The organism is Pelagicoccus sp. SDUM812003, from assembly GCF_031127815.1.
Taxonomy (GTDB): Bacteria; Verrucomicrobiota; Verrucomicrobiia; order Opitutales; family Opitutaceae; genus Pelagicoccus.
Window position 1 is genome coordinate 69,729 of the sequence record NZ_JARXHY010000008.1, and the last position, 24,180, is coordinate 93,908.

A 24,180-nucleotide genomic window follows, 5' to 3' on the forward strand; every position below is an offset into this window, starting at 1 on the left:
CCGGGAAAAAATCGCCCCGCCGCGCCAGCGTCGCTTTGCGCCTAGCTGCGAATCGATATTGCATTGCGCGAAGCCGAAGGCCGTCCGCCATGCAAATTGCATTCGCGTGACTCCCGTTCTTCAGCGCGTGGGTCCTAAAAACGCGGGCGTATCACCCCGACTCGGAGCGTCCGTACTCCTCGTCATACGTCCTGCTCGGCGGGTCTTCCGGACCGCCCTCCGGGTAAAAATGCTCCCGTCCCTCCTCTACCCGCTTCTCGTAATCGAGCGGACTGGTCACATTGTCGGGGTCGAGCTCCTTGTTGAAAGGAGGCGGAGGTGGTTCGTTCTCCCGCGCCGCCGCATCCGATAGCTTCGTGTCACTGTCGTCTTTTCGGGTCATATCGCCTATCAAGTCTGCAAAGCGCGTGCCAACGCCACCTCCTGTCGGTTGGCCTCCTTCATGCGGGCCGCCGTCGGCCTGCAAGCGCTTAGAAAATCCAGAAAACGACTACAACCAGGGCTAAACCCACCGCCACCGGGATCTGGTATCGCCGATATAGCGATTCGGCGCGGTCGCCCAACCAAAACACCAGCAAAGCGAGCCCGAAATAGCGCAAGCCACGCGACAAAGCGGCGGCGGTTATGAAAGTCACAAAGGACAGCTTGGTCGCTCCGGCCGCGAGCATGGCGATCTGAAACGGCAGCGGAGTCACCCCGACGCTAAACACGAAGGCGAAGCCGCTTTCATCCATACGCTGCATCACCGTATCGAACTGCTCTTCGCTGGAGAACCTATCGACGATCCACTGCCCCACCGCATCGAAGAGAAAATATCCGACCGCGTAGCCCGCCGTCGCCCCGAGCAGACAGCCCAGCAAGACCACAAGGCTGATAAGCAGCATGCGATCCCGACGAGCCTGCATCAACGGAAAGAGAATCGTTTCCAGGGGAATCGGCAGCACCGTGGACTCCAGAAACGACGCCAAACCGACTCCCCACAACATGCGGTCCGACTCGATCAATCGCTTCAAGTACCGAAGGGCCCACCCCTGCTTGTCTTTCTCGTTTTCGCTCACTCCGCTTAGGTGACGATAGCCCTTTGCAGTTCCGATGCCGAAGTCCCGTTTCTGGAGCTCTTTTAGGTTTGGCTAAGGCGATCGGCCTTCGAACCCCATTCCGCGACGGACCTTCGACTCTCCTTAGGAAAAAAAAGCTTCGCGCCCAGGCCCAAGGCACGGTCTGCTTGAGGGGAATGGAATTTGGCTGCCGCTGCGATGCAACCTCGCCCGAATCGTCGAGCCCGATCGCTCGGCTTGCCAATCAACCGACGTCTTCCCAATTCCCAATCAGAAATGTCCTTATTCCGACGCATCTTCGGCAAATCCCAGAAGCCAGCGACCAACGCGGCTCCCGGACAGAGTGAAACGAGCGACTCCGAGCTCATCACCGTATTCGACAAGTACGGACGCGAGATGCAGATCGCGAAAAGCCAGTGGCGCGACAAGATCCTCGCCCCCAATCTCGAGCAAGCCTGGGACGAGCCGGACAAGCTCTATGGCTTTCTCCTGAGCGCCTTCAACGATCAGCTCTTCAGCGAAGTCGAGCACGCCGCCCAACGGCTCGCCGAAATCGATCCTCAACCCGATCGCGGGGCCACCACTCTGGCGATCGTCTACCAACAGACCAACCGACCCGAACTCGCGGAAGCCGTCCTGCTGGACCACCTGAAAACCCACCCGGAATCCGGAACGGCGCTCACCAACCTAGCCAAAGCCCAAGAGGCCCTTGGACGCCCCGAAGAGGCCGTTCAGACCCTCTGGCGGGGGCTGGAGCTGGATCCAAACCAGGACGTGGGCCTGCTTTGGTACGAAGCGATCCAGCGCGAAAGGCATGGAGAAGAGGCCGGATTGGAGGCGTTCCGCCGCGTCGCCGCTCTTCCGGGCAGCTGGCGAGCCCAGCTCTGGGTGGCTCGAGCGGAGTTGGCAGCCGGAAATCTCGATCGAGCGATCGAGCTTTACGAGGAGAGCCTCGAGGCAGCTGGCGAGCCGGCGCCGTCCGACGCCTTGCAACAAATCACGGCGGATCTCGGAAAACAGGGGCATATCCTGCAAGCCATCGACTTGGTCAGCCCTCGCTACGACTTTGAAAGGCACGGCCTGCAAGCGGGAAACAACCTCATCAAAGCCTACTACGACCTCGGCCAGCTCGACCACGCCCGCACCCTACTCACCCAGCTGCAAACCCTGCAGCGTCCCGATTATCAGGATACCCTCGCTCACTGGGACAACGTTCTGGCCAAAGCGGATTTCGAAACGCGACCCGAAATCGGCGACAAACCGCTCCAGGTCGAGGTCATTCCCGTGTCTGGTCCGATCTGGCTTAAGCAGGATCACCCCATCTCCGAGCGCTTCCCCCGGAAGTCGCTCGACGCCCCGCTGATCGCCTTCACCGGCTGCTCCGTGGACCAGCCCAATCTGCCCGACAAACCCACCGCTAGCCGAAGCGACAGCACCGGACGCTTCAGTCGCGCCCTGCCGCTCTACCTCTGCGAACGCATCCACCTCGAAAGCGCCCTGCGGTCTCGAGCCCCCATCCCCATGGTGGTCAATCAAGGAGGAGGCTTCGTGGTCACCTCCGAACAAAATCGGGCGGAAGACATCGCCCGACTCGCCCGCATGACCCCCGACCCTTCGGATACCCAGAACATCGCGGACTACGCCCTAGACGCCCACCTGGTGGCCCGAGGCGAAAACTGGACCCTAAAACTTCGCTTCATCCGCAGCATCGACGCGAAGGAGCTATGGGAAACTGAATACAATCTCCCGGAAAACGGCTTTCACCATATCGCAGCGGATATGCTGGCCGATATCTACCGCTGCATCGCCCGCGAGGCGGAGATTGAGGCCCAACCAAGCGTTCCGCCTCTCACTCAGCTCGAGGGGCGAGAGCTCGATCACTATCTGCTCAGACTGGAGCAGAGCCTCGGCGCTCGCTGCGCAGTGAGCATCCCCACAAGCGAGAACTTTCTCCACAACACGAGCGAGATCATTTCGGGTACGCTTTTTCTCTGTATCCAAAATCCCACCCACCTGCCATCGCGCTTCGTGCTTTGGCGAACGCTCGACGCCACCATGCAACTCGAGCCACAGCTCACTCACTCCTTCGCTCCCAAAATCAAGTCGCTGCAAGCCGACCACCCGATCGACCACCCCGCGTATCCAGAACTCTCGGCCGAGCTCGACTCGCTGTTCCAATCCGCCGCCAGCTAGGCAGCTGACGAAAAGCAGCGCGCGGAGGCAGCAAAGCCCTCGAGGCAAAAAAAATCGGCAGCCCACAGGAGCTGCCGAAATCGAAAATCGGAACGGTGTCGGACGCAGTCGCCGCAGCGAGCGCGATGCCGATTGCTTAGAAGCGATACTTCGCGGCGAAAAGCAGACTGTCGCTTTCCACGTTGCCGGGATCGTTGAAGTCGTCCGGGTTGCTGATATCGTAGCTCTGGTCGTTGTACAAGGCGCTCAGCGAAAACGACTCCGTGAAGTACCATTCGCCGAACAAACCAAAACCGTCCTGCACCATCGAGCTGGTGGAAAAGTACGGCGTGCCCATCAGGTCGTCGGCATCCGAATACGAAAAGCCCACCGCGAGTTCACGCACCGGATACACCGTGAAGGTGAAATCGTAGACCTCGCCGCTGCTGTCGAACGGATCGTCATCGAGGTCATCGAAATCGGCCACGTCTACGTCCACAAACGAATAGCTGCCTTCGAAGCTGAACCCGATACTGTCGGTGAGTCTGCCGAAATGCTTGAAGCCAAGTCCGATCAGGTCGGTTTTCGAACCTCCGGCGCCATCGAGAATGAAGAAGTCGCCTTCAACATCCATCTTCGTGTACTCGAGCTCCAAGGTGGTGTTCTCAGCGACGTACTTGCCGACCGCCAGAGAGTATCCATCGTAAGCCGGGTTGTAGCCGACCACAGCGACGCTGGGCGTTTCGCCTCCGCTTATATCCGCGTCAGCGTCCACGTAGGCCGCCTTCCCGTACCATCCATACTTGGGATCAATCCAAGCTCCAGAAATCGAATACACATCGGTATCGACCAGATTATCTATATCGTCATCCAATTCTTCGATATCCATCCCGAACTTCACGTAGGACGATCGGTCGATAAACGGCGCTTCGTGAATGGAGCGCCCCGACGGATCGAAGGATTGGAAGTAGTAGGCGGCCCGCAACGAGAAGTTGTCCTCCTGCACATCGATCTCGTCGATGTCCGCATCCTTGGTGGTGTATCCCACCCCTAATTCCCAGTTCTGTGGCGCAGCGGACAAAAGCGCCGCGGCGCTGACGCCAACGAATCCAATTCCTAAATTTCTTCCTAGTTTGTTCATACGGATTTCCTCCTTGGTTTGTGTTCGATGTAAGTCTCACCCGCCTCGCAACGTTCGCGCCAAACCGTGATTCCCTCCGGATTGAGACCCGGAGCAGGACGCGTTTTTCCTATTGTTCCTCAAGGTTTTACGAAATCAAAAATGCAAGCGCTGTCCCCTTTGCAGCTTCGGCATACCGGGCAGCGCTCCGATTCATTCGGCACCACCTTCGACGCGAAGCGCACCGCATCGTGCGACGTTTTTCTTTGCCGTCGACGACCCGAGCTCGACAAGCCTGCCAGCGTCCGCCATTCAGCCGCTTATAAGCGACACTCCAGACAACAGCTCCGACCGTCCCTCTCCCGGGCGCTTCATCCCTGCCGAACTCGATCAAACCCGGCTCGACAAGGCGGTGAAAGTCCACTTCGACCTGCCGTGGAACAAGGCCCGCTCCTGGATCGGTACAGGAAAGATCTTCCTCAACGGAACTCGAGTCCTGGAGCTGGATCGTCTGGTCGCAGAGGGCGACCGCATCGAGCTACGCATCAGCGCTCCGCGCCCCGCCTCCGAAGCCGCTTTCGACCCCAAAAACGTCCTTCATTTCGACGATCATATCGTGGTGGTCAACAAACCGGCCGGCCTCCTCACCGTGCCCCATCCGGAAGCTCCCGGCGAACCATCTCTCGATCGCCTGACGCAGGCCTTTCTTCGCAAAGCGGATCGCGGGTCGCGGCAGAACCAAGCCAGCTTGGGCGTGGCGCACCGCATCGACAAGGACACCAGCGGGCTGGTGGTTTTCGCCCGCACTTCGCTAGCCCTCAAGGGCCTTACCGAGCAGTTTCGCGCCCACAGCATCCAGCGACGCTACCTGGCGATCGTTCACGGCTCCATCGAGGCCCAGACCCTTCGCAGTCACCTGCTTCGCGACACCGGGCAAGGCCTTCGCGGCTCCGCTCCGCAAGGTCAAACCTCATCGACGGGCGAAACGCTCGGCCGGCTCGCCATCACCCATGTTTCCGTCGAGGAGTCCCTCCCCGCGGCCACGCTCGTTTCCTGCCGCATCGAGACCGGACGGACCCACCAGATCCGTATCCACTTGAGCGAGACAGGGCATCCAATCGTTGGCGAAAAGGTCTACATCCGAAACTACGAGGGACCGCTCATCGCCGCCGATCGGGTCCTGCTGCACGCAGCCGAATTGGGCTTCATTCACCCCGCCAGCGGCCAGACCGTGCAGTGGACGCAGCCCTTGCCCCAGGATTTCCGAAAACGTCTCAAAACCCTGCGCAGTTTCCAGCCCAGAAAGCGCTCCCCGCGAAGCTAGCCGCCCCGCGCGGCGCCAAATAGAGACCACTCGACCGGTTTGGCGCCGATCGAGCTAGGGAAATACCTGACTGCCTATGAACGCTCTCCCTTCGCGCCTCCCGCTCCAATCGCTCTTCGCCATGCTCGCTCTGCTGCTCCTCTCGGGCTGCGGAGGATCCGGCGACAACGCCCTCATCGTGGGCACCGAGCCCACCTATCCGCCCTTCGAGATGACCGATGACACGGGAGCGATCATCGGCTTCGATATCGATCTTCTGACGGCCATCGCCGCGGACCAGGGGCTGGAGATCGAGTTTCGAGACATGGACTTCGACTCCATCATACCCGCCCTGCAAGCGGGAAACATCGACATCGCCGCCTCCGGACTTTCCATCACCCCAGCCCGCCAGCAGCAAGTCCTGTTCACCGATCCCTACATCGAAGCCGGTCTCGTCATCGCCGTCACCATGAAAAACGCCCACGTATCGGGCCCGGACGACCTGCGAGGTCTCACCGTCGTCGTGCAGCAAGGCACCACGGGCGCCGCCAAGGCGGAGGAGCTGAAGGCGGAAGGAAAGATCGGAAAAATAAAGTACTTTCCCAACGTTTCAGTGGCGGTCATGGAACTGGTAAACGGGGGAGCCGACGCCTTGATCAACGACAAGCCAGTGACCCAGGCCTTCGTATCCAAACAGCCTGACAAGTTGAAGATCGTGGGCGAAACGCTGGTCAGCGACGAATACGGATTCGCGGTCGCGAAGGCCAACACCGATCTCGCCGCCAAGCTAAACGCCGGGCTGACCAAGGTCAAAGCAGAGGGCCTCATCGAGGAGCTTTCCGAAAAGTACTTCGAAAAGGCGCCTGGGCATCCATGAGCGATTTTTTGGAACACCTCACGGGTTCCTTGCCCTACCTCGCAAAAGGGGCCGTATTCACTATCCTGATATCGGTCGCCTCCATGTTGGCAGGCTCGGCTTTGGGCTTGCTTGTTTGCCTCGGGAAGCTCTCTCGTCGCAGGCCTCTTCGGCTCTGCTGCGTCGCCTACATCGACCTTTTCCGTGGCACGCCCCTTCTGGTGCAGATCCTGTTCATCTACTTCGGTTTCCCAAACTTGCTGCAACAGGTCTTCGACCGACCGTTTCCCTTCGATCCGCTCGTCGCCGGTTTCATCGCCTTCAGCCTCAACGCGGGCGCGTACATCGCGGAGATCTTTCGCGCCGGCATCGAGTCGCTCTCCAAAGGACAAACGGAGGCATCCTTGTCATTGGGGCTCACCTACAGCCAAACCATGCGCTTCGTCATCCTTCCACAGGCCTTTCGTCGCATGATTCCGGCCCTCGGAAACGAGTTCATCACCCTGCTGAAGGACACCTCGCTTCTCTCCGCCATCGCCGTCTCGGAAATCGTCAAGGAAGGCCGTCTCTACATCGCCCGCACCTATGCCGCCTTCCCCACCTACCTGGCGATCGCCCTGGTCTACTTCGCGCTGACCTTCATCGCTTCTCGCCTCTTCACTCGACTGGAAAGGAGCTTGCGCGTCGATGATTGAGATCCAAAACCTCAGCAAAAGCTTCGGACCGCTCGAAGTGCTGAAAGGCATCGACTGCTCCATCGTCAAAGGCGAGACGCTCTGTCTGATCGGCCCCTCCGGTTCCGGAAAAAGCACCTTCCTTCGCTGTATCAATCATATGGAGACGCCCAGCGGCGGCGTCATTCGCTTTCAAGGTCGAACCATCGATACGCATCCGAAGGCCATCTGTCAGCTGCGTTCCGAGATCGGCATGGTTTTCCAGCACTTCAACCTGTTTCCCCACCTGACGGTTCTGCAAAACATCGTCCTCGCTCCCCAGAAGGCTCGCAAGCAAAGCCGAGAGGAAGCGGAGGAACGCGCCTACGCCTTGCTTGACCAAGTGGGTCTGCGCGAAAAAGCCCACGCCTATCCCGCCAAGCTCTCGGGCGGACAGCAGCAGCGCGTCGCCATCGCTCGGGCCCTCGCCATGCAGCCGCAAGCCATCCTCTTCGACGAGCCCACCTCCGCTCTCGACCCGGAAATGATCGGCGAAGTGCAAACCGTGATTCGCGGCTTGGCCAAGACCGGCATGACGCTTGTCATCGTCACCCACGAGATGGCCTTCGCTCGGGAAGTCGCCAGTCGCGTGCTCTTCATGGATGGCGGAAAAATCGTCGAAGAAGGTCCCCCGAGGCAACTGTTCACCAATCCTCAGCGAGAGCGCACCAAAGCGTTCCTGCGCACGCTTCCCGCCTCCTCCTGATCCTTTTGCCGCGCCCTTCCCGGCGCAGGGCTTTTCCCCAGTCCCAGCACGCAACCTATGACGCGTCTCGGGCGTTATCCAAACATGGAAACGCATGCCAACCCCATCCCCACTCGCCGCAAATTCGTCCAGCTGAGCGCCCTCGGGGCTCTATCCCTCGGCTCCCTCTCCCGAACCCTAGCCCAATCGCCTTCGACGCCTTCCACGAAAAAGCTGGGCGTCGCCCTGTGCGGACTCGGCATGTACTCCACCGGTCAACTCGGCCCCGCCCTGCGCCAAACCCAACACTGCGAGCTGCGCGGCGTGGTGACGGGCGATCCCGAGAAAGGCCGACGGTGGGCCCGCGAATACGGTTTTCCCGAGTCCAGCGTCTACGGCTACGACACCATCGAAGACATGGCCGATAACGGCGACATCGACATCCTCTACTCCGTCACGCCGCCCGCCCTGCACAAGCGCGACACCCTGCGCGGCTTCGAGGCGGGCAAGCACGTCATCTCGGAAAAGCCCATGGCCATGGACGTCGCCGAATGCGACGAGATGATCGCCGCCGCCGAGCGAGCGGGAAAACAGCTCACCATCGGATACCGCACCCACTTTCACCCGTATTACGAAATGCTAAAGGAGGCGGTGGCGGATCATCGATTCGGAAATCTCTCCAAACTCTCCGGCGGCTTCGGATTCAATTCCCGCCCCTTGGGCACCTGGCGCATGAAGCGCGATATGGGCGGCGGTCCCCTCATGGACCTGGGCGTCTACGTGCTGTACGCCTCCGCCATGGCGAAAAACGAACAGGCGCCCGTCGCCGTCACCGCCAAGCGCCCCCCAGCCCGATACCCCGACGTTTTCGACGAGGTGGAGGAAACCATGTATTTCTCTCTTGAATACGCGGACGGATCGAGCTGCGAGGGCGAGACCAGCTGGGTACAGCCTTCGAACCACTTCCGAGTGGAAGGCAGCGACGGCTGGTTCGAAACCGGGCCCGCATTTTCCTACGGTGGCTTGAGCGGCAGCGTTAGCGGCGAGGGGCGGCTGCCCTCCTACGCCGGCTTCAACCAGCAGGCGGCGCAGATGGACCACATCGCCCTTTGCATCAAGGAGGGCCGCGAGACCATCATCCCAGGAAGCTTGGGCCGCCGAGACATCCAGCTCGTGCAGGCCATCCAGGAATCCGCACGCTCCGGCCAGCGCGTGACGCTCTGAGCCGGACGAACAGCGCCCGAGGTTCGCTGGCCGGTTCGACAGCGCCCCTCTCGGCCCTAAGCTGCAAGGTGTCGATGAACTTCCCGGTTCCTTGTTGCGAGCCGCCATCGAAGAACTGGTCGAAAACGCCTCCCAATACTCGCCAGCTGGGACGCGCATACGCATTTCCGGCGAGCAAACCGAAGACGACTACCTGCTCACCATCGCCGATCGGGGTCGGGGTATGAGCGCCGAGCAGATCGACGCCTTCATACCGTTCGAGCGCCAGCCAGTTCGTGTCGGATCGTTCAGTCCTTGCCCCGCGCGGAGGGAAACGCCTTTCGCAATCCCGAAACGCCTCTGGGCGTCACTCGTCCAGCGTCACGCGCAACTCCTCGAATAGCAGCAAGGCCGCTAGACAGGATGAGACCGGCCCCTTGAGCTCGTCATCGAGCGTGGACGACACCCAGACCGCTCCGTCGTTGATCACTTCCGCCGCGGCCAGAGCCTCGCCTCCCAAGGAGATCACATAGCCCGTCGTCTCGTCCAACGGCAACGGGCTTCCTGCCAAGGCGCGCGTGCCGGACACCTCGAGCTGACGGCTGCCCGAGACCAAGGTTCCTTGCAGCGGCTTGTCTCCGCTCTCCTTCAACCGCAGCTCCCACACGTCGGCGCTACCGCCCTGACGGGAAAAGCGAGCTCCGAGCATCGAGCGATTCTGAAGCTCGATGCCCACCTCGAAGGTCAGCTGCCGCCTTCTCAAAAACGCTTCGCAGTCGCCGATCCACTCCTGGCCTTGCTGGTCGAACAGGACAAAGGAGTACAGCTGCTTGCGCCGGCTTTGATCATACTCGAGGATCCGCAAGTCCCCGCCCTTGGTGATTCCTCGCTGCACCTCCAGCACCTCGATGTCCGCGAAACGCAGCTGCTGGTCCAGCTTCCACCCTTGGCGTCCCGTCACTGGCTGGCGTTCCTCTTGGGCCAGCGCGTTCGGCAACTTCATGCCAGCTTGCTCCAGCGTCTCGCAAGCGGCGAGAACCAAGCCGATGGCAACCGCCACCCATGCACGACCGACTCGATCAAAGCAAAAACGCCGCATACCTATTTTCTTTCGCCGCAAGCAGATCCCTTCCCGAGCCGCGATTCAAGCGCCATAATTCCGCTTGTTTCTCTAAGTGTTTCAGTGGAGGGCGAAACCGCTCGTCGCCCGCCGACCGTCGTGCCTAGCGGAGCCTTCGCGTTCGCTAGGTTGCAAAGCGCACGAGAACCCCTCAGCGTCAAGAAATGAAAGGAAACGACGCTTGAACCCGCTTGATGGACTTCCGCTCTGGCGTGCCCTGCGCCGATTCAGCCTGACCTTCGCGGTGATTTTCGCCTCGTCCATGCTAGGTTTCTCCGTGGTGAAACTGCTCCGGAAGGTCCTGGGGGAACTGTCCGTTCCCTGGCTCGCCCTGTGGATCGGCCCCATCGTGCTGGTATCCGTGATCGCGAAAAAGGAGCAGGTTTGGATTCCCGACTTCACCCTGCGGAAACGCATCGCCTGGGGCATCGTGATCGCTTCCTTGGCCATGTACCTGATTTGGGGTAGCTTTCTAAAACCGAAGCGACCCGAGCCGGTGGAGGGCGACGCCCCACAGCAGTACGACGCCCGCGAGCGCGAACGCCACGGGCCGAAGCATCGCAAGTGAGGCCTGCGAGCGGACCGCCGCTGGACGACTCGTTCGGTCGAAGCCGCTCAGAGCCGAAACGTCAGGTCCGTCCTAGATCTTTGGGATCCGCACCGTGCTAACCATCGCCGCTCCGCTGGCAGCGTAGATCAAGCTGAGCGGATGGATAGCCAAGCCGAAAACGGAAGCCGAGCCGAGCCACATCGATTCCCCCGTGAGGCCTAGCCCGTGAAGAATCCAAACCACTACCACGATCCCGACGCTAGTAGGAATGGGCGTGCCCTCGAAGTGACTCACCTTGCCCGACTGGTCCGACATGGCGACCGCGGTGGCATTGAAGCGGGCCAATCTGCTGATGCCGCAGCCCACGAAAAAAAGCAGAAGCAGCACATCGATCTCTCCGCGCAGTCCCGCCGCGAAGCCGATCGCCGCCGGAGCCATGCCAAACGAAATCACGTCGGCGAGCGAATCCAGGTCCGCCCCGAGCGAAGAGGATTTCTGACGCCAGCGAGCCACTCGCCCATCGAGAAAGTCGAATACCAGAGCCAGAGGCAGCAAGGCCATGGACAAGGTGAGCCAGCGATCCTCCTGCGTGATCAGGTGCTGCATGGCGGAGAGCACCGACCCGCTGCCGCACGCTCCGTTTAGCAACGTCAGGACGTCGGCCAGCACAAAGGAGCGGATCATGGTGAAGCGCTCCCGCTTGCCCTCCGGGCTTTTCCGTTTCTGCGTCTGCTGCTCTTTCACCGCCATAGCCAAGTTGCGAAAACGGCTCGGCCTGCCAACTCCGTTTTCTTGATCAGCTTTCGCTGCAAACGACGCGCCAACCGCCCTGCCATCGCGCTGCTGGTCCGATCTGCAACGAAGGGTAAAATTCCTAGCGGCGCATCAAGAAGGCGAAGCGACCGCCGAATGACGAACGGTGACAAGACCACCTTTCGACGCTCGCCTTCCTTTTCGCCAATCTCCCGGAGCTCGGAAGGCTGTCAGCTTGACGGTTCGATTGGCCGCGTCCCTCGCCCTGCTTGTCGTCAGCCTCTTCCCCAATCTCCCGCGGCTCGTCGAGCAGTTTCCCCGCATCCTGCATCCCGAACGCCTGGTCGATCCCCACTTCCCCGGCAGCGACCGAGCCCTCGAGCAGCTGCAAGCCGAACTCGCGGGTCTGCCCCAGGACGCCACGCTCAAAAGCCGCGTGAAAGCGGTGGAAGCGTTCGTGAAAAAACACGTGTCCTACGAGACCGATTGGAATCTGTTTTATGGCAATCTGCACGATTGGCCGACCCCGGCGGAAGTGTGGCAGCGAAAGAGCGACGATTGCGACGGCATCGCCATCCTGAGCGCCAGCTTGCTCCAGCGCCTCGGCGTCGACGCCACGCTGGAATACAACGCGTTTCATTGCTGGACCAAGATCCGCCAATCCCAGCTCAGCGTCGGCGGGGCGGTCAAGGGCCCGACCAGCTCGCGAGAGGATGGTAGCGTGGATTGGTTGAGCCTCGCTCAAGACCTTTTCAAGGCCCGCACCTGGACCGAAGGATTGAGCTTTCCGATCTGGAGACTTGTCCTATCGGCGCTCGCCGTCCCGATCCCCTGGTTGGTCCTTCGTCCGCGACGTCTGGCAAAGCGCCTCGAACCACAGACGCTTAAAAAGCGCGACCCCCTTCCTGGCGTTCCGCGTGCGAGCTCTTCCGCTCGATAAAGCATCCGCATCTCGCCATAGGGCGCGTTTCGCAGCTGATGGGCGGCCGTCGACTCTATGGGCTGGCTTTCGACGATGCGGCCGTGTAGATCCGTGACAATCCTTGGCGACGACCCTCGCCACCCCACCTCTTGTCTTCAGCCCCATGAAATGTCACCTCCTCGGCCTCGTCGCCACGCTCCTGCTCTGCGCTTCGGTTTCCATCGCCGAAACGTCAATCCGCTTCTCCGTCGACTCGAAAACGGAGTCGCCAAACCAAAAGACGACAGCCGAGCAGTACCAACTCACGGTTCTGCTTGGAGAAGCGAAAATCGAAGCCCGAACTCCGACCAGCATCGAAATTCACGACTTCGAACAGGAACTGATCTACACGAAGGAGTCGGACTCGGAGGCATATATCCGTAGCTCGCTGTATTCAGATATCGGATTCCGCGTTTACGAGTTCCGAAATCGGCTGATGCTCGGTGGAGCCCTCAGCGCCGCTGACATCGACGACAATCCTATGCTCGTGCCCTTTTCGGAGCATCTCTTTTCGCTCAAAGCAAATGACGCTCCGGCGCTGAAACGCAGAAAGCGAAGCGAAGCCATCGACTTTTCATTCCAGGGAAAGCCTCTGTTTTCGTACAGCCTGAAGGGGACTCCTGTCGATGCCGCCACCGGCGAGCGTTTCATCCTTTTCCTTCGCTATCGCTACGGCGTCCATCCCGACATCCTGCAGGAGCTGCAAAACAGAAACGCAATCCCTAAGACCCTCGTCATCTATCGCCGCCACGTCGAAGTCGCACAGTTCGCTCTGACCACCGAAAGCATCGAGCTCGTCGATCAAAGCGCCTTTTCGGAGACCAGCTACAGCCTTCCTCCCCAAGGTACGCCGCTCCTGGACTTAAGCGCCGCCATGCAGCGCCAAACCGACCAAGCCTATCGTGCCTACTGCCAAAGCCTGTTCGACGACGCCATCGCAGCGGCCGAATCGGAGAGAGATCTGGAGTCCGCGTGCCTATTCCTTGGATACACCCTAGCGGCTGGCGAGAAGCTTCCGCAGCCATTTTTCGAATACCGAGACCGATTTACCAAAGACCCTGCCATTCAGAGCCTGTTCTCCGCCCTGAACCCTACGAGCGAGGCCGCAGCCAAAGCGGCTCTCCCTACCCTCACCGACCTTCTCAGTGGCGTCGAGCGCGGGCGCAGCGTCATTCTGATCTTTCGCGCCAACGTGCTCGCTTCCTTGAACAAGGCCCCTCAAGCGATTGCGGACTTTCACGAAGCTCTCGACGCAGAACCAATGATCGTCGGAGCCTGGAAGGACCTCGGAGACCTGTACTACCAATCCTACCAGCCACAGGACGCTTGGGCCTGCTGGACCGCGGCACGTTCCCTCAACGCGGATCACCACCTTCTTCAATCGATCGACGACTTCGAAGCTCAGCTCAAAAGCAAAAATCCGGAGTTTTTCCTTCCCTGACCATCACTAGCCGACGCTCGGCAAAGCAAAAACAAGTCGGAACAAACGGGATCTGGCGGCCGCTAAGCTCTTCGAACCCCGTTTTCTAGACCTGTTGTCCCCTCGTCAAAGCCGGCCTCAGTACAATCTCGCAAATGAGAAGGGCGTAAATGGGAGCGCACAAGGCAGCGGCAAACCTAAACGCGGCCACCACCGGCCCTTGATCGATCAGGTTCAGGATAAAAACGGCCCCGCCCAAAAACGTGAGGAAACTCACGACGTAACTGGCCTTAATCCACTTTTCCAATACGAAGCAGTCCTCTTCATTCGCTCGCTTCAAGCCCATGGAGCACTGAGCGGCGCCCCACAGCCTCCTCGGTCCGAAGGAGGAAATCATCAGACCCAGGGGAGCGATGAGCACAGCGATCAATTCCGGAGGATGAAAATAGAGAATGGGCCGCCCTCCGACGCTGAACAATGCAAGCAAGAGGGCCCCGATGGCGATAGGAATTCCGAGAGAGAGGTGTTTCATGAGTTGGCGGCGCAATGGGGAATTCCTCTAAAACGGTCCAAAATCTCTCTGCTTTAGAATCTCCCAAAATCGACTCGGGCTCATCTCGTCCGATTCGCCGCCAAAAATATCAAGCAGCGGCATGAGTCAGCAAACGTCACTCCTTCTTGTTTTTCTTCTTACGCTTAGACCTCTTGGACTTACCACTCTTCTTAGACTTCTTTCCCTTTTTGGGTTTGTCCTTCGTTTTCGATTTCTTCGACTTCTTCTTTTTCGAGTCCTTTTCGCCTAGACCTTTCTTTCCCTTGGACTTCTTGGCCTTCTTCGCTGGTTTCGCTTCCGATGGCGCTGTCTTCTTGGCGGATTTCGTCTTTTCCGCAGGGGCAGTCGGTGTTGCTTGCGTCAACTCTGTAGCAGCAGCATGAATACGTTTCGCCCGGGCTGGACCAAAACCGGGAACGGCTGTTAAAGCCTCAACAGAACTCGATGCGATAGCTTCAATGCTTGCGTATCCATTTTCACCTAAAACGGCTGCCGTAGCTGGACCGACTCCCGGCAATTCAGAAAGAGGGGAACTCATATAGCCGCAGCATGCGCATTGGAACCGACAATACAATCCGGTTATTTACACCATCCTGAAATCATCCTGAAGCTTCAGTTCGATGTCGTGCCGGAATTCCCAATACGCGTTCACTTTCCCCGAGAACGTTTCGCCCGTTCAGGTCGCTGGACGGGAATCTCGAATCGTTCCGATAGCTGATTTCTATCTCGCTGAAACGTTTGACCGCCAACTCCAATTGACGATCGAACAGATCGGCTTGTTTGGCGTCCCGAGGACCATGGAGCGAAAACCAAGTACACACGCTGCTCGCAAGCTTCGACCAGACCTTGGTAGTTGGCGACGCGCTCCGGTTCGGCCAGTAGGCATGCAAAGTTCGAGCTCCCCCGCCCAATCGGAACGTTGGACAATTGAGAATTCTCCTTTCTGGGCCTGCAAGGACTGCGGCTAAACGAAGGTCGGCGAACCGCCTGGAATCGCCTTCTCAAAATCAGATTTCTCGATATCCAGCCCCCTGGCCTAGTTCCGTATGGCTCCAGACTCAGGACAAACGTGGCTCGTCGGCGCGGGCAAATAAGCCGGCTAGGCCAGATGCTGCGAGAGCCGAAGCGCTAGAGCGGCTAGGGACCGGACCGGATTCGCAGCGGTGCTGATGGGCATGACCGACATGTCGCAAACGTAGAGTCCAGGAGCGTTTCGAACCTGCAGGTTTTCGTCGACGACCGAATCGTAGTTGAAATCTGGAGCGTTACGTGAGGGCTTCCACGGCATGCGCAAGGTGCCGCAGGCATGGTGGACCGTGCCCCAGCCAAAGGGCCACTGCTGTCCTGTCCCTCCGCCATAGTCTCCCGTTATCCGGTCCACTCCATTGAACAGGCTGAAGATGCGATCGCGGGTGGCGTTGAGCAAATTGAAGAAATCCTGCGGACTCTTGTTCCAGCCCGCCACGGCGGGAAATCTGGATTGAAGCAAGTGGTTCAAATCCGAAAAGCGCCTGAATCGAATCTCCGGCGTGTATCCATCATCGAAGCGCGAAAGGATTCCATTCTCGTCGTCCAAGCAGTTTGCGAAACTGAACTTAATATCGATGCGAGATTTGGCGAGATTGTCCACCGCGGGCAGCGACGATGGGTCGTTGTTCCGCAAATGCCAGTATTCATGGTTGATGTTCATCTCGACGTTGAACGGTAGATCGATATTTCCCGCGGCATCCAGCAGTCCTCGTGAGTAGAAGACGATCTTCGCATGGTCGTTTCGCGACAGCGGGATGGCCGGGCCGCCTCCCAATCCCGATACGAAAGCCTGCGACTCTCCGCTCACCGGGTGGTCGGTCAAACCGAAGCCGACCTTTCGCCTCACCGTATCCGAAAGATGGTGATACACCGAGGAGCGGTTGATCAGCTTAGGGCTCTCGATCGAACCAGCGGCGACGATGACCCGAGGAGCGTAGAAACGACGCGGCTGCCCGTTCACGGTGTCGGTGGTACGCACCTCGTGCCAACCGAAGGGCACGTCGTGTACGCCTTCCACAAACGCGTTCAGCTTCAAGAACAATCCCCCTCCATTCTGGTCGGCTCCCGGCGTGAGTCCCACCTGGTTGATCAGCAGCTCAGCCGTGTTGAATACGCCGGTTGGTTCATCGAAGAACTTGTCCTTCGGCGTGCCGTCGGGATACAGATACGGCTGGTGAAGGGCTCGCGGCGTCTGCTCGATCACGAAGTCGTCGTTCAGGCTGCTGGCACGAAAGCGAGCCACCAGCTCCTCCGCCCTGGCGCCCAGCGAATGCGACTCGTTCATGCGCTGTCCGGCCAAGGAGAAGTAGGCGCTGGAAAAGTCGTTTCTCACCGGCTCCGGAAAGTAGTCCAGCTCCCAGCCTTGGGCTTGGGGGATCAGACCCGACCAGAAGATGGATCGACCGCCAAACCCCATTTGAGGAGCGCCGCCGATGAAGTAGTCGGTATTTGGATACGGCTTAAAGCAGTCCGCCCCGAAATGGTTGGCTACCGAAAAATTAGGAATGCGGCTGATGTTGTAAACGTGAGTCGGATAAATGAAGGATCCGGACTCGATCACCAGAATGCGCTTGCTTGAACCCACCCGATCCGCGAGGTCGTCCGCCAGGATACCTCCGCCGATGCCCGAGCCGATGACGATGAAATCGAAATCAGGGTTTCCACCGTCGTAGTCGCGAATCAAGCGCGAATGGGACTGAGTTCGCTCAGCCACCATGTTCACATAGTTGTTGCTAAAGGCCATAAGCTGGAGGGTTAGGGTAACAGGCTTTCGACATCCCAGCACAAAATGTACCCTGCTCCAACACTCTGGCTTCAAACTACCGGCACACACGTACGCAGCGTTTCAGGATCGCGCCACAAACCAGACAAGCGCCGCTCTCCAGCTGCGAACACGCTCAAACGAAGGCGCCGGGCTTCCCGCGTACCGACTCAACACGGGCCAAAGGAAAGCCCCCTACTTGATGCCGTAGCGCTGCAGAATCTCCTCGTACCGACCATTGTCGCGAAGGTTCAACAAAGCGATGTTGATCGATTCCTTCACCTCTTCGGACACGTTCAAGGCCATGGCGTAGTTCTGCTTGTCGAGCTCGAGCGGCAGCATCATCAATTGCTCGTAGTTGCCCACTCGATACTGAAGAATGGCCCGGTCGTAGACCACCGCGTCGATTCGTTCGTCTTCGAGCGCCTCCAGCAGTTCGGTCGCCGAGTCGAAACCGCGCACGCGAGCTCGCGTGCCTTGATCGAGAAAGCTTTCGCTAGTCGACCCTTCTATGGTGCCTACCAATTTGCCGTTCAAGTCGTCCACCGTTTCGATGCCTCCATCGATCGATCCGACCGTGAGCGACGACGCGATGGAAGCGGTGAAGCTGGAGACCACGATCACGCTGGTGAACATCCAGATCAGAGCGACGAACCGCCCGCCGGTCGTGATCGGCGCCTTGTCGCCATACCCCACCGTCGTCATGGTGACCGCGGACCACCAGAATCCATTTCCGATCCCCTTGATAGCCTCGTCTCCAAACTGCTCCGGGTTTCGCTTCCGCTCGAAAAACCACAGGGCAAGGCCGGCCGCCAGAAGCACCACCACCAATGCGGTGAGGGCGGAGAAGAACTGCCAGGTGAAAAACGCCTTGAGGACCGCGTACCAGTTCAAACCGCCCTCCGCCTGCTCCGGCACCGCGATTCCGAGCCCAGTGGAGAAGTAGGAGTGGGAAAAATCGAAGAGCTGCTCACGCTCGCCAGTCATGGTGATCGCCGCTGCAGCGGCCTGATAGTTTCCCGATTCCAAGCCTTCCAGGATGCCGGTCAAGTCGTCCTCCACCCACTGGTACTCGAGTCCTGCTTGGTCAGCGACCTCCTGCCAGATCTCTACCGAAACCCCGGTCCATTCTCCTTGATCGTCCTTCATCGCAAAGGGAGCCAACTCTTTGGTAGCCACTTTCAGTTCCTGCGACAGCAGCGGCGTGGAGCCGATGACGAGCAGCAATGCGGCGAGCGCCGCTACTCTTAAAAGGGCGATTTCAAGCATGGTGTCGAGAGCATGTAGTCGTGAAGTCATGACAGATCTGTTTATGGTTCGCGGGTGAAAAAGGTATCGTTCGGCTGCAAAATCCATGCCGCAACAGCAAGTGGAGAGAATCCGAGAAGGCTTTCGAAGGCCTGCCTCCACATGAGAGGACGCGTCGGACCGCCTCTCGAATGCTTGGTCGAGCTGAGAAAACCGGATCTAGTGCGGAGGGATCAACTCCTTCTCCAACCCTTCGCAGCGTTCCGAAACCGTTTCGAACTCGAGCGTGCAGTGGACGATCTCAAACCTGTCCTGTAGAGTCTCGCGCAAGCGCCGCTTCACTGCACCCATTTTCTCGATACAGTCTCCCTCCAGCACGACATGAGCCTCCAGAGCTCGATGAGACTCGTCCAGTTCCCACACATGCAGGTGATGCAACTCGCGCACGCCCTCGTCTCGCTCGCACGCTTCCTTGATCGCGGCCGGATCGAGGTCTTCAGGCACCGCGCCCATCAGGATGCTCGAGGTGCGACGCAGCATGTTGACCGAGGTATACAAAATGTATCCAGCGATCCCCAGCGTCAGCAGCGGATCCACCCAATCCCAGGCCAGCCAATACACCGCCGCGCCGCCGAGCAGCACCGCGATCGAGGCACCGGCATCGGTGAGGTTGTGCAGAAAAGCCGCTCTCACGTTCAAACTTCCCTTGGAGAGGGCCCAGAGCAGGACCACCGTTCCCAGGTCGATGACCAGAGCGACCCCCGCGGCGATCATCATCCAGCCACCGAGAATGGGCTCAGGCTGGAAGAAGCGCTTCACGCCTTCAAAAACGAGATAAAGCCCCACCACGATCAATGCGGTCAGCTGGATCATCGCTCCAATCAGTTCCGCCCGGCGATAGCCAAAGGTGTAGCGCCGATCCGCCCCCCTGCGCGATACCTTGCGGGCAACCAGGGCGATGAGCAACGCGGCCGCATCGTTGGTGTTGTGCAACGCATCGGCCATGAGAGCCGAGCTTCCCGCGAAGAGTCCCGCCAGAAACTCGAAAACCGACAGTCCTAGATTCAGCGTGACAGCCCAGAACAGGGCGGCGTCTGACACATCGTCGGCGCCATGATTGTGGTGCTCGTGGTGATGGCTCATACCTCACCCTAGCTCACCTCGCCGCATCTGCAACGTTTGCGATCACGACGCCCGCTAGCGGCTTGATCCCCAAATGCGATTTTCGCAAGCGCTCATCGGTCGCTCTCGACCTTTTCCATCACCGATTTCAGGAGCGACTTGAGAGCCTCCAGCGAAATCGGCTTGCTCAGGTAGTCATCCATGCCCTGCCGCAAAAACTCCTCGCGCTGCTCCGAGAGAGCGTGGGCGCTTTGAGCGATGACGAAAACCCTCTCCCCGTCGCCCGCGCAGGCTCTGATTCGACTCGTCGCCTCTATGCCGTCGATACCGGGCAATTTGATGTCCATCAACACGACCGCATATCGGTGGGCCATCCACATCTCGACCGCTTCCTCTCCGGTGCTGGCGATATCGTGCGAGTAGCCGAGAAAGCGCAGCAGCGCCGAGTTGACCAATTGGTTGTTCGGCTCGTCCTCGACGAGCAGGATCTTGCGATTTTGGCCTTGGCTTGATGGAACGTCGACCGCTTTCGCGACGCGTTTGCTCGGACCGACGCTGGCGGAGCGAATGGATGGGATCGTCAAGGAAAAGGTGGTGCCATTCTGCGGCACGCTGCTGAAGGAAATGGTACCGCCAAGAAGCTCGATCAGTCGTTTCGTGATAGAAAGCCCCAAGCCGGAGCCGCGCTGCGTCTTGCTCAGCGCCTCCGCTCCCTGACGAAACGGCTCGAATAGCTTCTTCTGCAACTCGCGATCGATGCCAGGTCCCGTATCGACAACATCGATACGCAACTTGCTCTCCAGGGCTTCGATGCGAATCGTCACCGAACCGCTGGAAGTGAACTTCACCGCGTTTCCCACGATATTGAAAAGCGCCTGCAGGAGAAGTCGCCCATCGGTTCGCAAGATGGTGGCGGGCGGCGTGTTGATCTGTAGGTTGAAGGCGAGCCGCTTCTTCATGGCGTTCACCCGCAAGGGCAGCAGCCGCTGCTCGAAGAAGTCGTTGACCGCGTAATCCTCCGGGTTCACCTCGATGCTGCCGCTTTCGATTTTCGAGAGGTCGAGGATGCTGTTGATGAGGTCCAGCAAGTGGGACGAGGAGGTCAACATCACATCGAGAAGCGGTTCAAGCGAGGTGTCGTGGACCTGCTCTTTGATCAATTCGCAGGGGCCGACGATCGAATTCAGAGGCGTGCGCAGCTCGTGGCTCATCATGGAGAGAAACTCCGACTTGGCCTGGTTCGCCTTTTCCGCCGATTCCTTCGCCTGCTCGAGCTCCCGTTTGCGATGCTCCTGGTCCGTGACGTCGAGCACGAGACTGGCTACGCCGATGATCTTGCCGCTTTCGTCGACTAGCGAAGTGTTGTGCCATTCGCACAGCAGCTCGGATCCGTTCTTGTGCAGGTTGGTGTTTATGGATCGCTCGCCGCCGGTATTTGAAATGAGTCGATTCCAAACCTCTTTCACCTGCTCGGAAACGCGCGGCTGCAAAATGAAGGTGCCCTTCTGTCCAAGGGCCTCCTCCTCGCTGTATCCAAAAATCCTTTCAGCGGCGCTGTTCCAGGCGGTCACTCGAAAGTCCAAGCTCCATTCGATAACGCCCAGCGGCGTCTGCTCGACATGAAGTCGCATGTGCTGGTTCTGCTGCCTGAGGCGCTGCTCGAACCACTTCTTCTCCGTGATGTCCTGGGCCACGGCATAGACCAGCTCCTCGTCCGGCAGCTCCTGCGGGCTCCAGTCCAACCAAACGTAGCGACCGCTCTTGCAGCGATATCGGTTTTGAAACGAGGTTTTCAAACCTCTCACCCGTCGCATTTCCTCGATCTTTTTCAGGGTCGGATCCAGGTCCTCGGGATGAATGAAGTCGGTGAAGGGGCGGTCGATCAGCTCCGATTTGCGGTAGCCGAGCAGGCGCTCGAAAGCGGGGTTAACATCGAGAAAGGTCGCAGTCTTGAGGTTGGCCACGCAGATGAGGCTCACCACGTTTTCGAAGACGGCGCGATAGTGCGTTTCCGCTTGCTCGAGTCGCTGCTCCGCCTCCAGCCGATCCGTTATCTCGCGACAGATCGCCACGAAAATCTCCACCCCGTCAAAGTTTCGATAGGTGGTGTGAACCTCCGCCGGGAAACGCTCTCCGGACGCGCTCCGATGCTCGGCGCGATAAACGACCGACCCCTCCTGCTTCAATTTCTCGATCCGGCTTAGCAGCTCCTTCTCATCGTAAGGAGCCTCCACATCCCAGGGACTCAGTTCCTTGATCTCTTCAGCAGTGTATCCGTATCGCCGGACCGCCGCCTCGTTGGCGTTGATCACGCGACGCAGCGAATGGTTGTAGATGAAGACCGGATCCGGGAGACAGGAGAACGCTGCCTCGTAGCCGAGTATTTCATCGAAAGGAACATTCGCAGATTCAGAAGCGTTCGAGGGCATCAGAGGTCGTAATACTCTAATTCTGTATCGTTAACCGGAAAGGTCAAACGGCTCGTAACAATACCTAGTCTTCGTCCGCCCCCTTAGAACCAGTCCGACCTGGATCAAGACAAGCACGCCGAAAACGGACCGAGCGGCCGATTTCGCGCAAAAAAAGACGCGCCCCTCGCTTCGAAGGTCGCGTCTCAAAGGTTTCGCAGCGCCTGTCGCTGCTCGGCGCGCCGAGCGTCTAGTCGCCGAAGAGCTTCTTGGCCTTGTCGAAGAAGCTCTTGGCCACGGGCTCGTCGGCATCGCCGCAGGCCAGAGCGAACTCCTCAAGCTTCTCGCGCTGCTCGGAGGTGAGCGACTTTGGCACCTCGATCTTCACTCGCACCATCTGGTCGCCGTAGTAGCCGCCGCGCAGGCTCGGCATGCCCTTGCCCTTCAAGCGGAAGGTCGTGCCGGACTGAGTGCCTTCGGGGATCTTGAGGCTGGCCTTGCCGGTCAGCGTGGGCACCTCGATGGTGCCGCCCAGCGTGGCTAAGGTAAACTTGATGGGGATTTCGCAATAGAGGTTCTCCTCCTGACGATCGAAGATTTCGTGGTCCGCCACATGGATCACGATGTAGAGGTCGCCCGAAGGCCCGCCATGCGAACCGGCTTCGCCGTTGCCCGCGGAGCGCAGCTTGGAGCCGGAATCCACGCCGGGCGGCACCTTGACCTTGATGTTGGTGGTCTCGTTGACGCGTCCTTCGCCACCGCAATGCCCGCAGGCCTTGTCGACCTTCTGTCCGCTGCCGTTGCACGTCGGACAGGTCTGACGGATGGAGAAGAAGCCCTTGGAAGCGGTGACTTGTCCATGCCCGCCGCAAGTCGGACAGGTGGAAATGCCGCTGCCGGGCTCCGCGCCGGAGCCACTGCACTTGGAGCAGGTGGTGGGCTTGCGGAAGGAAATTTCCTTTTCGATGCCGGTAGCCGCCTCTTCGAGCGAGATCTCCAGGTCGTAGCGCAGGTCCGATCCTCGGGCCGCTCCGCTGCCGCCACGACGGCCACCGCCGCCGCCGAAAAACTCCTCGAAAATGCTGCCGCCGCCTCCGCCGCCGCCAAACACTTCACTGAAGATGTCGAAGGGATCGTGGAAGGGACCGCCGGCAGACGGACCTCCACCCCCTCCACCGCTAAAGGCCGCGTGGCCGTAGCGATCGTAGGCGGCTCGCTTCTGCTCGTCCTTCAGCACCTCGTAGGCCTCGGAAACCTTCTTGAAGTTTTCCTCCGCCTCCTTGTTTCCCGGATTCTTGTCGGGGTGGTACTTCACGGCCATCTTGCGATAGGCCTTCTTCAACTCGTCCTGCGTCGCTTGGCGACTGACGCCGAGCAGTTCGTAATAGTCCTCTTTCACTTGCTTGTGTCTCCTCCCGGATTGTCGGTTCTCGGCCTACTCCGCTTCGGTTTCCTTAGCAGGACCGCCGCTGACCACTACCGAGGCGGGGCGAACCAGCCTTCCGTTCAGCTTGAACCCCTTGCGCATGAGCGAGAGCACCTTGCCCTCCTCCACTTCGTCGCTGGGCTGCGTTTGGAACGCTTCCGCCTCGTTGGGATCGAAATCCGATCCCTTGGCGGGCGCCACTTCGGTGATGCCGTTTTCCTCCAGCAAGGAACGGAATTGGCTCATCACCATCTGGATGCCTTGCACCACCACCTTCGGATCGGCGCTCTGTTCGGCGGACATCAGCCCCAGCCCGAGGTTGTCGTACACCGGAAGGAAGTCCTCCAGCAGTCCGCTGACAGCGTACTGCTTGAGCTCGTCCTTCTCGCGCATGACGCGGCGGCGATAGGTGTCAAGGTCGGCCCGGGCCCGAAGGTAGTTGTTATAGTTCTCCGCAGCTTCGGCCTTGGCCGCTTCCAGCTGCTCCTCGAGCGTCAACTCCTTGGGTTCATCCTCCTTGGATTCGTCCGCTGCAGCTTCGGCAGATTCCTCAACCGGCGCATCCGTCTCTTCCGATTCGGCAACCGGCTCGGACGGAGTTTCTTCGTCTTCAATAGGATCTGTGTCTTTGGCGTTCTTCATGGACAAACGGTGATTGTGTATCTCAAGTCTTTCTCGAATCAAAGAGAATTTCGGCGAGGTCCAGCCCGTTTTTAGC

23 protein-coding genes are annotated in these 24,180 nt (G+C 59.4%); 10 read left to right on the forward strand and 13 right to left on the reverse strand.

The features are described from left to right. Window positions 1-151: 151 nt before the first annotated feature. Both QEH54_RS12475 and QEH54_RS12480 read right to left on the reverse strand, forming a co-directional pair. On the reverse strand, window positions 152-382 hold the full coding sequence (locus QEH54_RS12475; protein WP_309019014.1) for a hypothetical protein: 231 nt from the start codon (window positions 380-382) through the stop codon (window positions 152-154). Between the two features lie 88 nt (window positions 383-470). Further along, entirely contained in the window at window positions 471-1,058 is a 588-nt protein-coding gene (locus QEH54_RS12480) for a VTT domain-containing protein (protein WP_309019015.1), read from the reverse strand. 276 nt (window positions 1,059-1,334) lie between these two features. Here QEH54_RS12480 and QEH54_RS12485 point away from each other — a divergent pair, with 276 nt between their 5' ends. Further along, complete coding sequence (locus QEH54_RS12485) at window positions 1,335-3,251, forward strand: tetratricopeptide repeat protein (RefSeq protein WP_309019016.1); 1,917 nt, start codon at window positions 1,335-1,337, stop codon at window positions 3,249-3,251. 136 nt (window positions 3,252-3,387) lie between these two features. Here QEH54_RS12485 and QEH54_RS12490 read toward each other — a convergent pair whose 3' ends face one another. Then, window positions 3,388-4,371 (reverse strand): hypothetical protein, encoded by a 984-nt coding sequence (locus tag QEH54_RS12490; protein WP_309019017.1) that lies wholly within the window; start codon window positions 4,369-4,371, stop codon window positions 3,388-3,390. Between the two features lie 112 nt (window positions 4,372-4,483). Here QEH54_RS12490 and QEH54_RS12495 point away from each other — a divergent pair, with 112 nt between their 5' ends. The 6 genes from QEH54_RS12495 (at window position 4,484) to QEH54_RS12520 (ending at window position 9,513) form a co-directional block, all read left to right on the forward strand. After that, on the forward strand, window positions 4,484-5,674 hold the full coding sequence (locus tag QEH54_RS12495) for an RluA family pseudouridine synthase (RefSeq protein WP_309019018.1): 1,191 nt from the start codon (window positions 4,484-4,486) through the stop codon (window positions 5,672-5,674). 76 nt (window positions 5,675-5,750) lie between these two features. After that, window positions 5,751-6,530 (forward strand): basic amino acid ABC transporter substrate-binding protein, encoded by a 780-nt coding sequence (locus QEH54_RS12500; protein WP_309019019.1) that lies wholly within the window; start codon window positions 5,751-5,753, stop codon window positions 6,528-6,530. Beyond that, entirely contained in the window at window positions 6,527-7,204 is a 678-nt protein-coding gene (locus QEH54_RS12505; protein ID WP_309019020.1) for an amino acid ABC transporter permease, read from the forward strand. Before QEH54_RS12500 ends, QEH54_RS12505 begins: the two co-directional genes overlap by 4 nt. Continuing rightward, entirely contained in the window at window positions 7,197-7,928 is a 732-nt protein-coding gene (locus QEH54_RS12510) for an amino acid ABC transporter ATP-binding protein (RefSeq protein ID WP_309019021.1), read from the forward strand. Before QEH54_RS12505 ends, QEH54_RS12510 begins: the two co-directional genes overlap by 8 nt. An 84-nt stretch (window positions 7,929-8,012) precedes the next feature. Continuing rightward, window positions 8,013-9,131 (forward strand): Gfo/Idh/MocA family oxidoreductase, encoded by a 1,119-nt coding sequence (locus QEH54_RS12515; RefSeq protein WP_309019022.1) that lies wholly within the window; start codon window positions 8,013-8,015, stop codon window positions 9,129-9,131. Window positions 9,132-9,222: 91 nt separating this feature from the next. Beyond that, a complete protein-coding gene (locus QEH54_RS12520) occupies window positions 9,223-9,513 on the forward strand; it encodes an ATP-binding protein (protein ID WP_309019023.1) in 291 nt (96 codons plus the stop codon). Here the strand turns inward: QEH54_RS12520 and QEH54_RS12525 are convergent. Then, on the reverse strand, window positions 9,478-10,170 hold the full coding sequence (locus tag QEH54_RS12525; RefSeq protein ID WP_309019024.1) for a hypothetical protein: 693 nt from the start codon (window positions 10,168-10,170) through the stop codon (window positions 9,478-9,480). The two genes, QEH54_RS12520 and QEH54_RS12525, sit on opposite strands and share 36 nt — an antisense overlap. Before the next feature lie 241 nt (window positions 10,171-10,411). On the opposite strand from QEH54_RS12525, the gene QEH54_RS12530 reads away from it, so the two are divergent. Further along, window positions 10,412-10,798: a hypothetical protein gene (locus QEH54_RS12530; protein ID WP_309019025.1), complete on the forward strand. Its 387-nt coding sequence runs from the start codon at window positions 10,412-10,414 to the stop codon at window positions 10,796-10,798. Between the two features lie 72 nt (window positions 10,799-10,870). Here the strand turns inward: QEH54_RS12530 and QEH54_RS12535 are convergent, their stop codons facing one another. Continuing rightward, on the reverse strand, window positions 10,871-11,530 hold the full coding sequence (locus QEH54_RS12535; RefSeq protein WP_309019026.1) for a CDP-alcohol phosphatidyltransferase family protein: 660 nt from the start codon (window positions 11,528-11,530) through the stop codon (window positions 10,871-10,873). A 169-nt stretch (window positions 11,531-11,699) separates the two neighbouring features. Here QEH54_RS12535 and QEH54_RS12540 point away from each other — a divergent pair, with 169 nt between their 5' ends. Further along, window positions 11,700-12,473 (forward strand): hypothetical protein, encoded by a 774-nt coding sequence (locus QEH54_RS12540; RefSeq protein WP_309019027.1) that lies wholly within the window; start codon window positions 11,700-11,702, stop codon window positions 12,471-12,473. A gap of 145 nt (window positions 12,474-12,618) precedes the next feature. Beyond that, window positions 12,619-13,935, forward strand: coding sequence for a hypothetical protein (locus tag QEH54_RS12545; protein WP_309019028.1), 1,317 nt, complete (start codon window positions 12,619-12,621; stop codon window positions 13,933-13,935). Between the two features lie 85 nt (window positions 13,936-14,020). Here QEH54_RS12545 and QEH54_RS12550 read toward each other — a convergent pair whose 3' ends face one another. The 8 genes from QEH54_RS12550 to QEH54_RS12585 all read right to left on the reverse strand — a co-directional run bounded on the left by QEH54_RS12550 (window position 14,021) and on the right by QEH54_RS12585 (window position 24,104). After that, window positions 14,021-14,446: a hypothetical protein gene (locus QEH54_RS12550; RefSeq protein ID WP_309019029.1), complete on the reverse strand. Its 426-nt coding sequence runs from the start codon at window positions 14,444-14,446 to the stop codon at window positions 14,021-14,023. Between the two features lie 136 nt (window positions 14,447-14,582). Then, entirely contained in the window at window positions 14,583-15,005 is a 423-nt protein-coding gene (locus QEH54_RS12555; protein ID WP_309019030.1) for a helix-hairpin-helix domain-containing protein, read from the reverse strand. 561 nt (window positions 15,006-15,566) lie between these two features. Further along, entirely contained in the window at window positions 15,567-17,240 is a 1,674-nt protein-coding gene (locus tag QEH54_RS12560; RefSeq protein WP_309019031.1) for a GMC oxidoreductase, read from the reverse strand. Window positions 17,241-17,453: 213 nt separating this feature from the next. Then, complete coding sequence (locus tag QEH54_RS12565; protein ID WP_309019032.1) at window positions 17,454-18,557, reverse strand: transporter substrate-binding domain-containing protein; 1,104 nt, start codon at window positions 18,555-18,557, stop codon at window positions 17,454-17,456. Between the two features lie 168 nt (window positions 18,558-18,725). After that, window positions 18,726-19,649, reverse strand: a complete 924-nt coding sequence (locus tag QEH54_RS12570; protein ID WP_309019033.1) for a cation diffusion facilitator family transporter — start codon at window positions 19,647-19,649, stop codon at window positions 18,726-18,728. Between the two features lie 92 nt (window positions 19,650-19,741). Further along, complete coding sequence (locus tag QEH54_RS12575) at window positions 19,742-22,057, reverse strand: PAS domain S-box protein (protein WP_309019034.1); 2,316 nt, start codon at window positions 22,055-22,057, stop codon at window positions 19,742-19,744. A 229-nt stretch (window positions 22,058-22,286) separates the two neighbouring features. Further along, on the reverse strand, window positions 22,287-23,435 hold the full coding sequence (gene dnaJ / locus QEH54_RS12580; protein WP_309019035.1) for a molecular chaperone DnaJ: 1,149 nt from the start codon (window positions 23,433-23,435) through the stop codon (window positions 22,287-22,289). Between the two features lie 36 nt (window positions 23,436-23,471). Then, window positions 23,472-24,104 carry a nucleotide exchange factor GrpE gene (locus tag QEH54_RS12585; protein ID WP_309019036.1) on the reverse strand — a complete coding sequence of 211 codons (633 nt, stop codon included), beginning with the start codon at window positions 24,102-24,104 and terminating at the stop codon, window positions 23,472-23,474. Between the last annotated feature and the right edge of the window lie 76 nt (window positions 24,105-24,180).

Excerpts from the sequence above, each read along its gene's own strand:
- QEH54_RS12560 (WP_309019031.1), bottom strand. The coding sequence starts at position 17,240 with ATGGCCTTTAGCAACAACTATGTGAACATGGTGGCTGAGCGAACTCAG.
- QEH54_RS12555 (WP_309019030.1), bottom strand. The coding sequence starts at position 15,005 with ATGAGTTCCCCTCTTTCTGAATTGCCGGGAGTCGGTCCAGCTACGGCA.
- QEH54_RS12515 (WP_309019022.1), top strand. The coding sequence starts at position 8,013 with ATGGAAACGCATGCCAACCCCATCCCCACTCGCCGCAAATTCGTCCAG.
- QEH54_RS12565 (WP_309019032.1), bottom strand. The coding sequence starts at position 18,557 with ATGACTTCACGACTACATGCTCTCGACACCATGCTTGAAATCGCCCTT.
- QEH54_RS12550 (WP_309019029.1), bottom strand. The coding sequence starts at position 14,446 with ATGAAACACCTCTCTCTCGGAATTCCTATCGCCATCGGGGCCCTCTTG.
- QEH54_RS12535 (WP_309019026.1), bottom strand. The coding sequence starts at position 11,530 with ATGGCGGTGAAAGAGCAGCAGACGCAGAAACGGAAAAGCCCGGAGGGC.
- QEH54_RS12500 (WP_309019019.1), top strand. The coding sequence starts at position 5,751 with ATGAACGCTCTCCCTTCGCGCCTCCCGCTCCAATCGCTCTTCGCCATG.
- QEH54_RS12475 (WP_309019014.1), bottom strand. The coding sequence starts at position 382 with ATGACCCGAAAAGACGACAGTGACACGAAGCTATCGGATGCGGCGGCG.
- QEH54_RS12585 (WP_309019036.1), bottom strand. The coding sequence starts at position 24,104 with ATGAAGAACGCCAAAGACACAGATCCTATTGAAGACGAAGAAACTCCG.
- QEH54_RS12570 (WP_309019033.1), bottom strand. The coding sequence starts at position 19,649 with ATGAGCCATCACCACGAGCACCACAATCATGGCGCCGACGATGTGTCA.
- QEH54_RS12545 (WP_309019028.1), top strand. The coding sequence starts at position 12,619 with ATGAAATGTCACCTCCTCGGCCTCGTCGCCACGCTCCTGCTCTGCGCT.
- QEH54_RS12510 (WP_309019021.1), top strand. The coding sequence starts at position 7,197 with ATGATTGAGATCCAAAACCTCAGCAAAAGCTTCGGACCGCTCGAAGTG.
- QEH54_RS12485 (WP_309019016.1), top strand. The coding sequence starts at position 1,335 with ATGTCCTTATTCCGACGCATCTTCGGCAAATCCCAGAAGCCAGCGACC.
- QEH54_RS12575 (WP_309019034.1), bottom strand. The coding sequence starts at position 22,057 with ATGCCCTCGAACGCTTCTGAATCTGCGAATGTTCCTTTCGATGAAATA.
- QEH54_RS12505 (WP_309019020.1), top strand. The coding sequence starts at position 6,527 with ATGAGCGATTTTTTGGAACACCTCACGGGTTCCTTGCCCTACCTCGCA.
- QEH54_RS12490 (WP_309019017.1), bottom strand. The coding sequence starts at position 4,371 with ATGAACAAACTAGGAAGAAATTTAGGAATTGGATTCGTTGGCGTCAGC.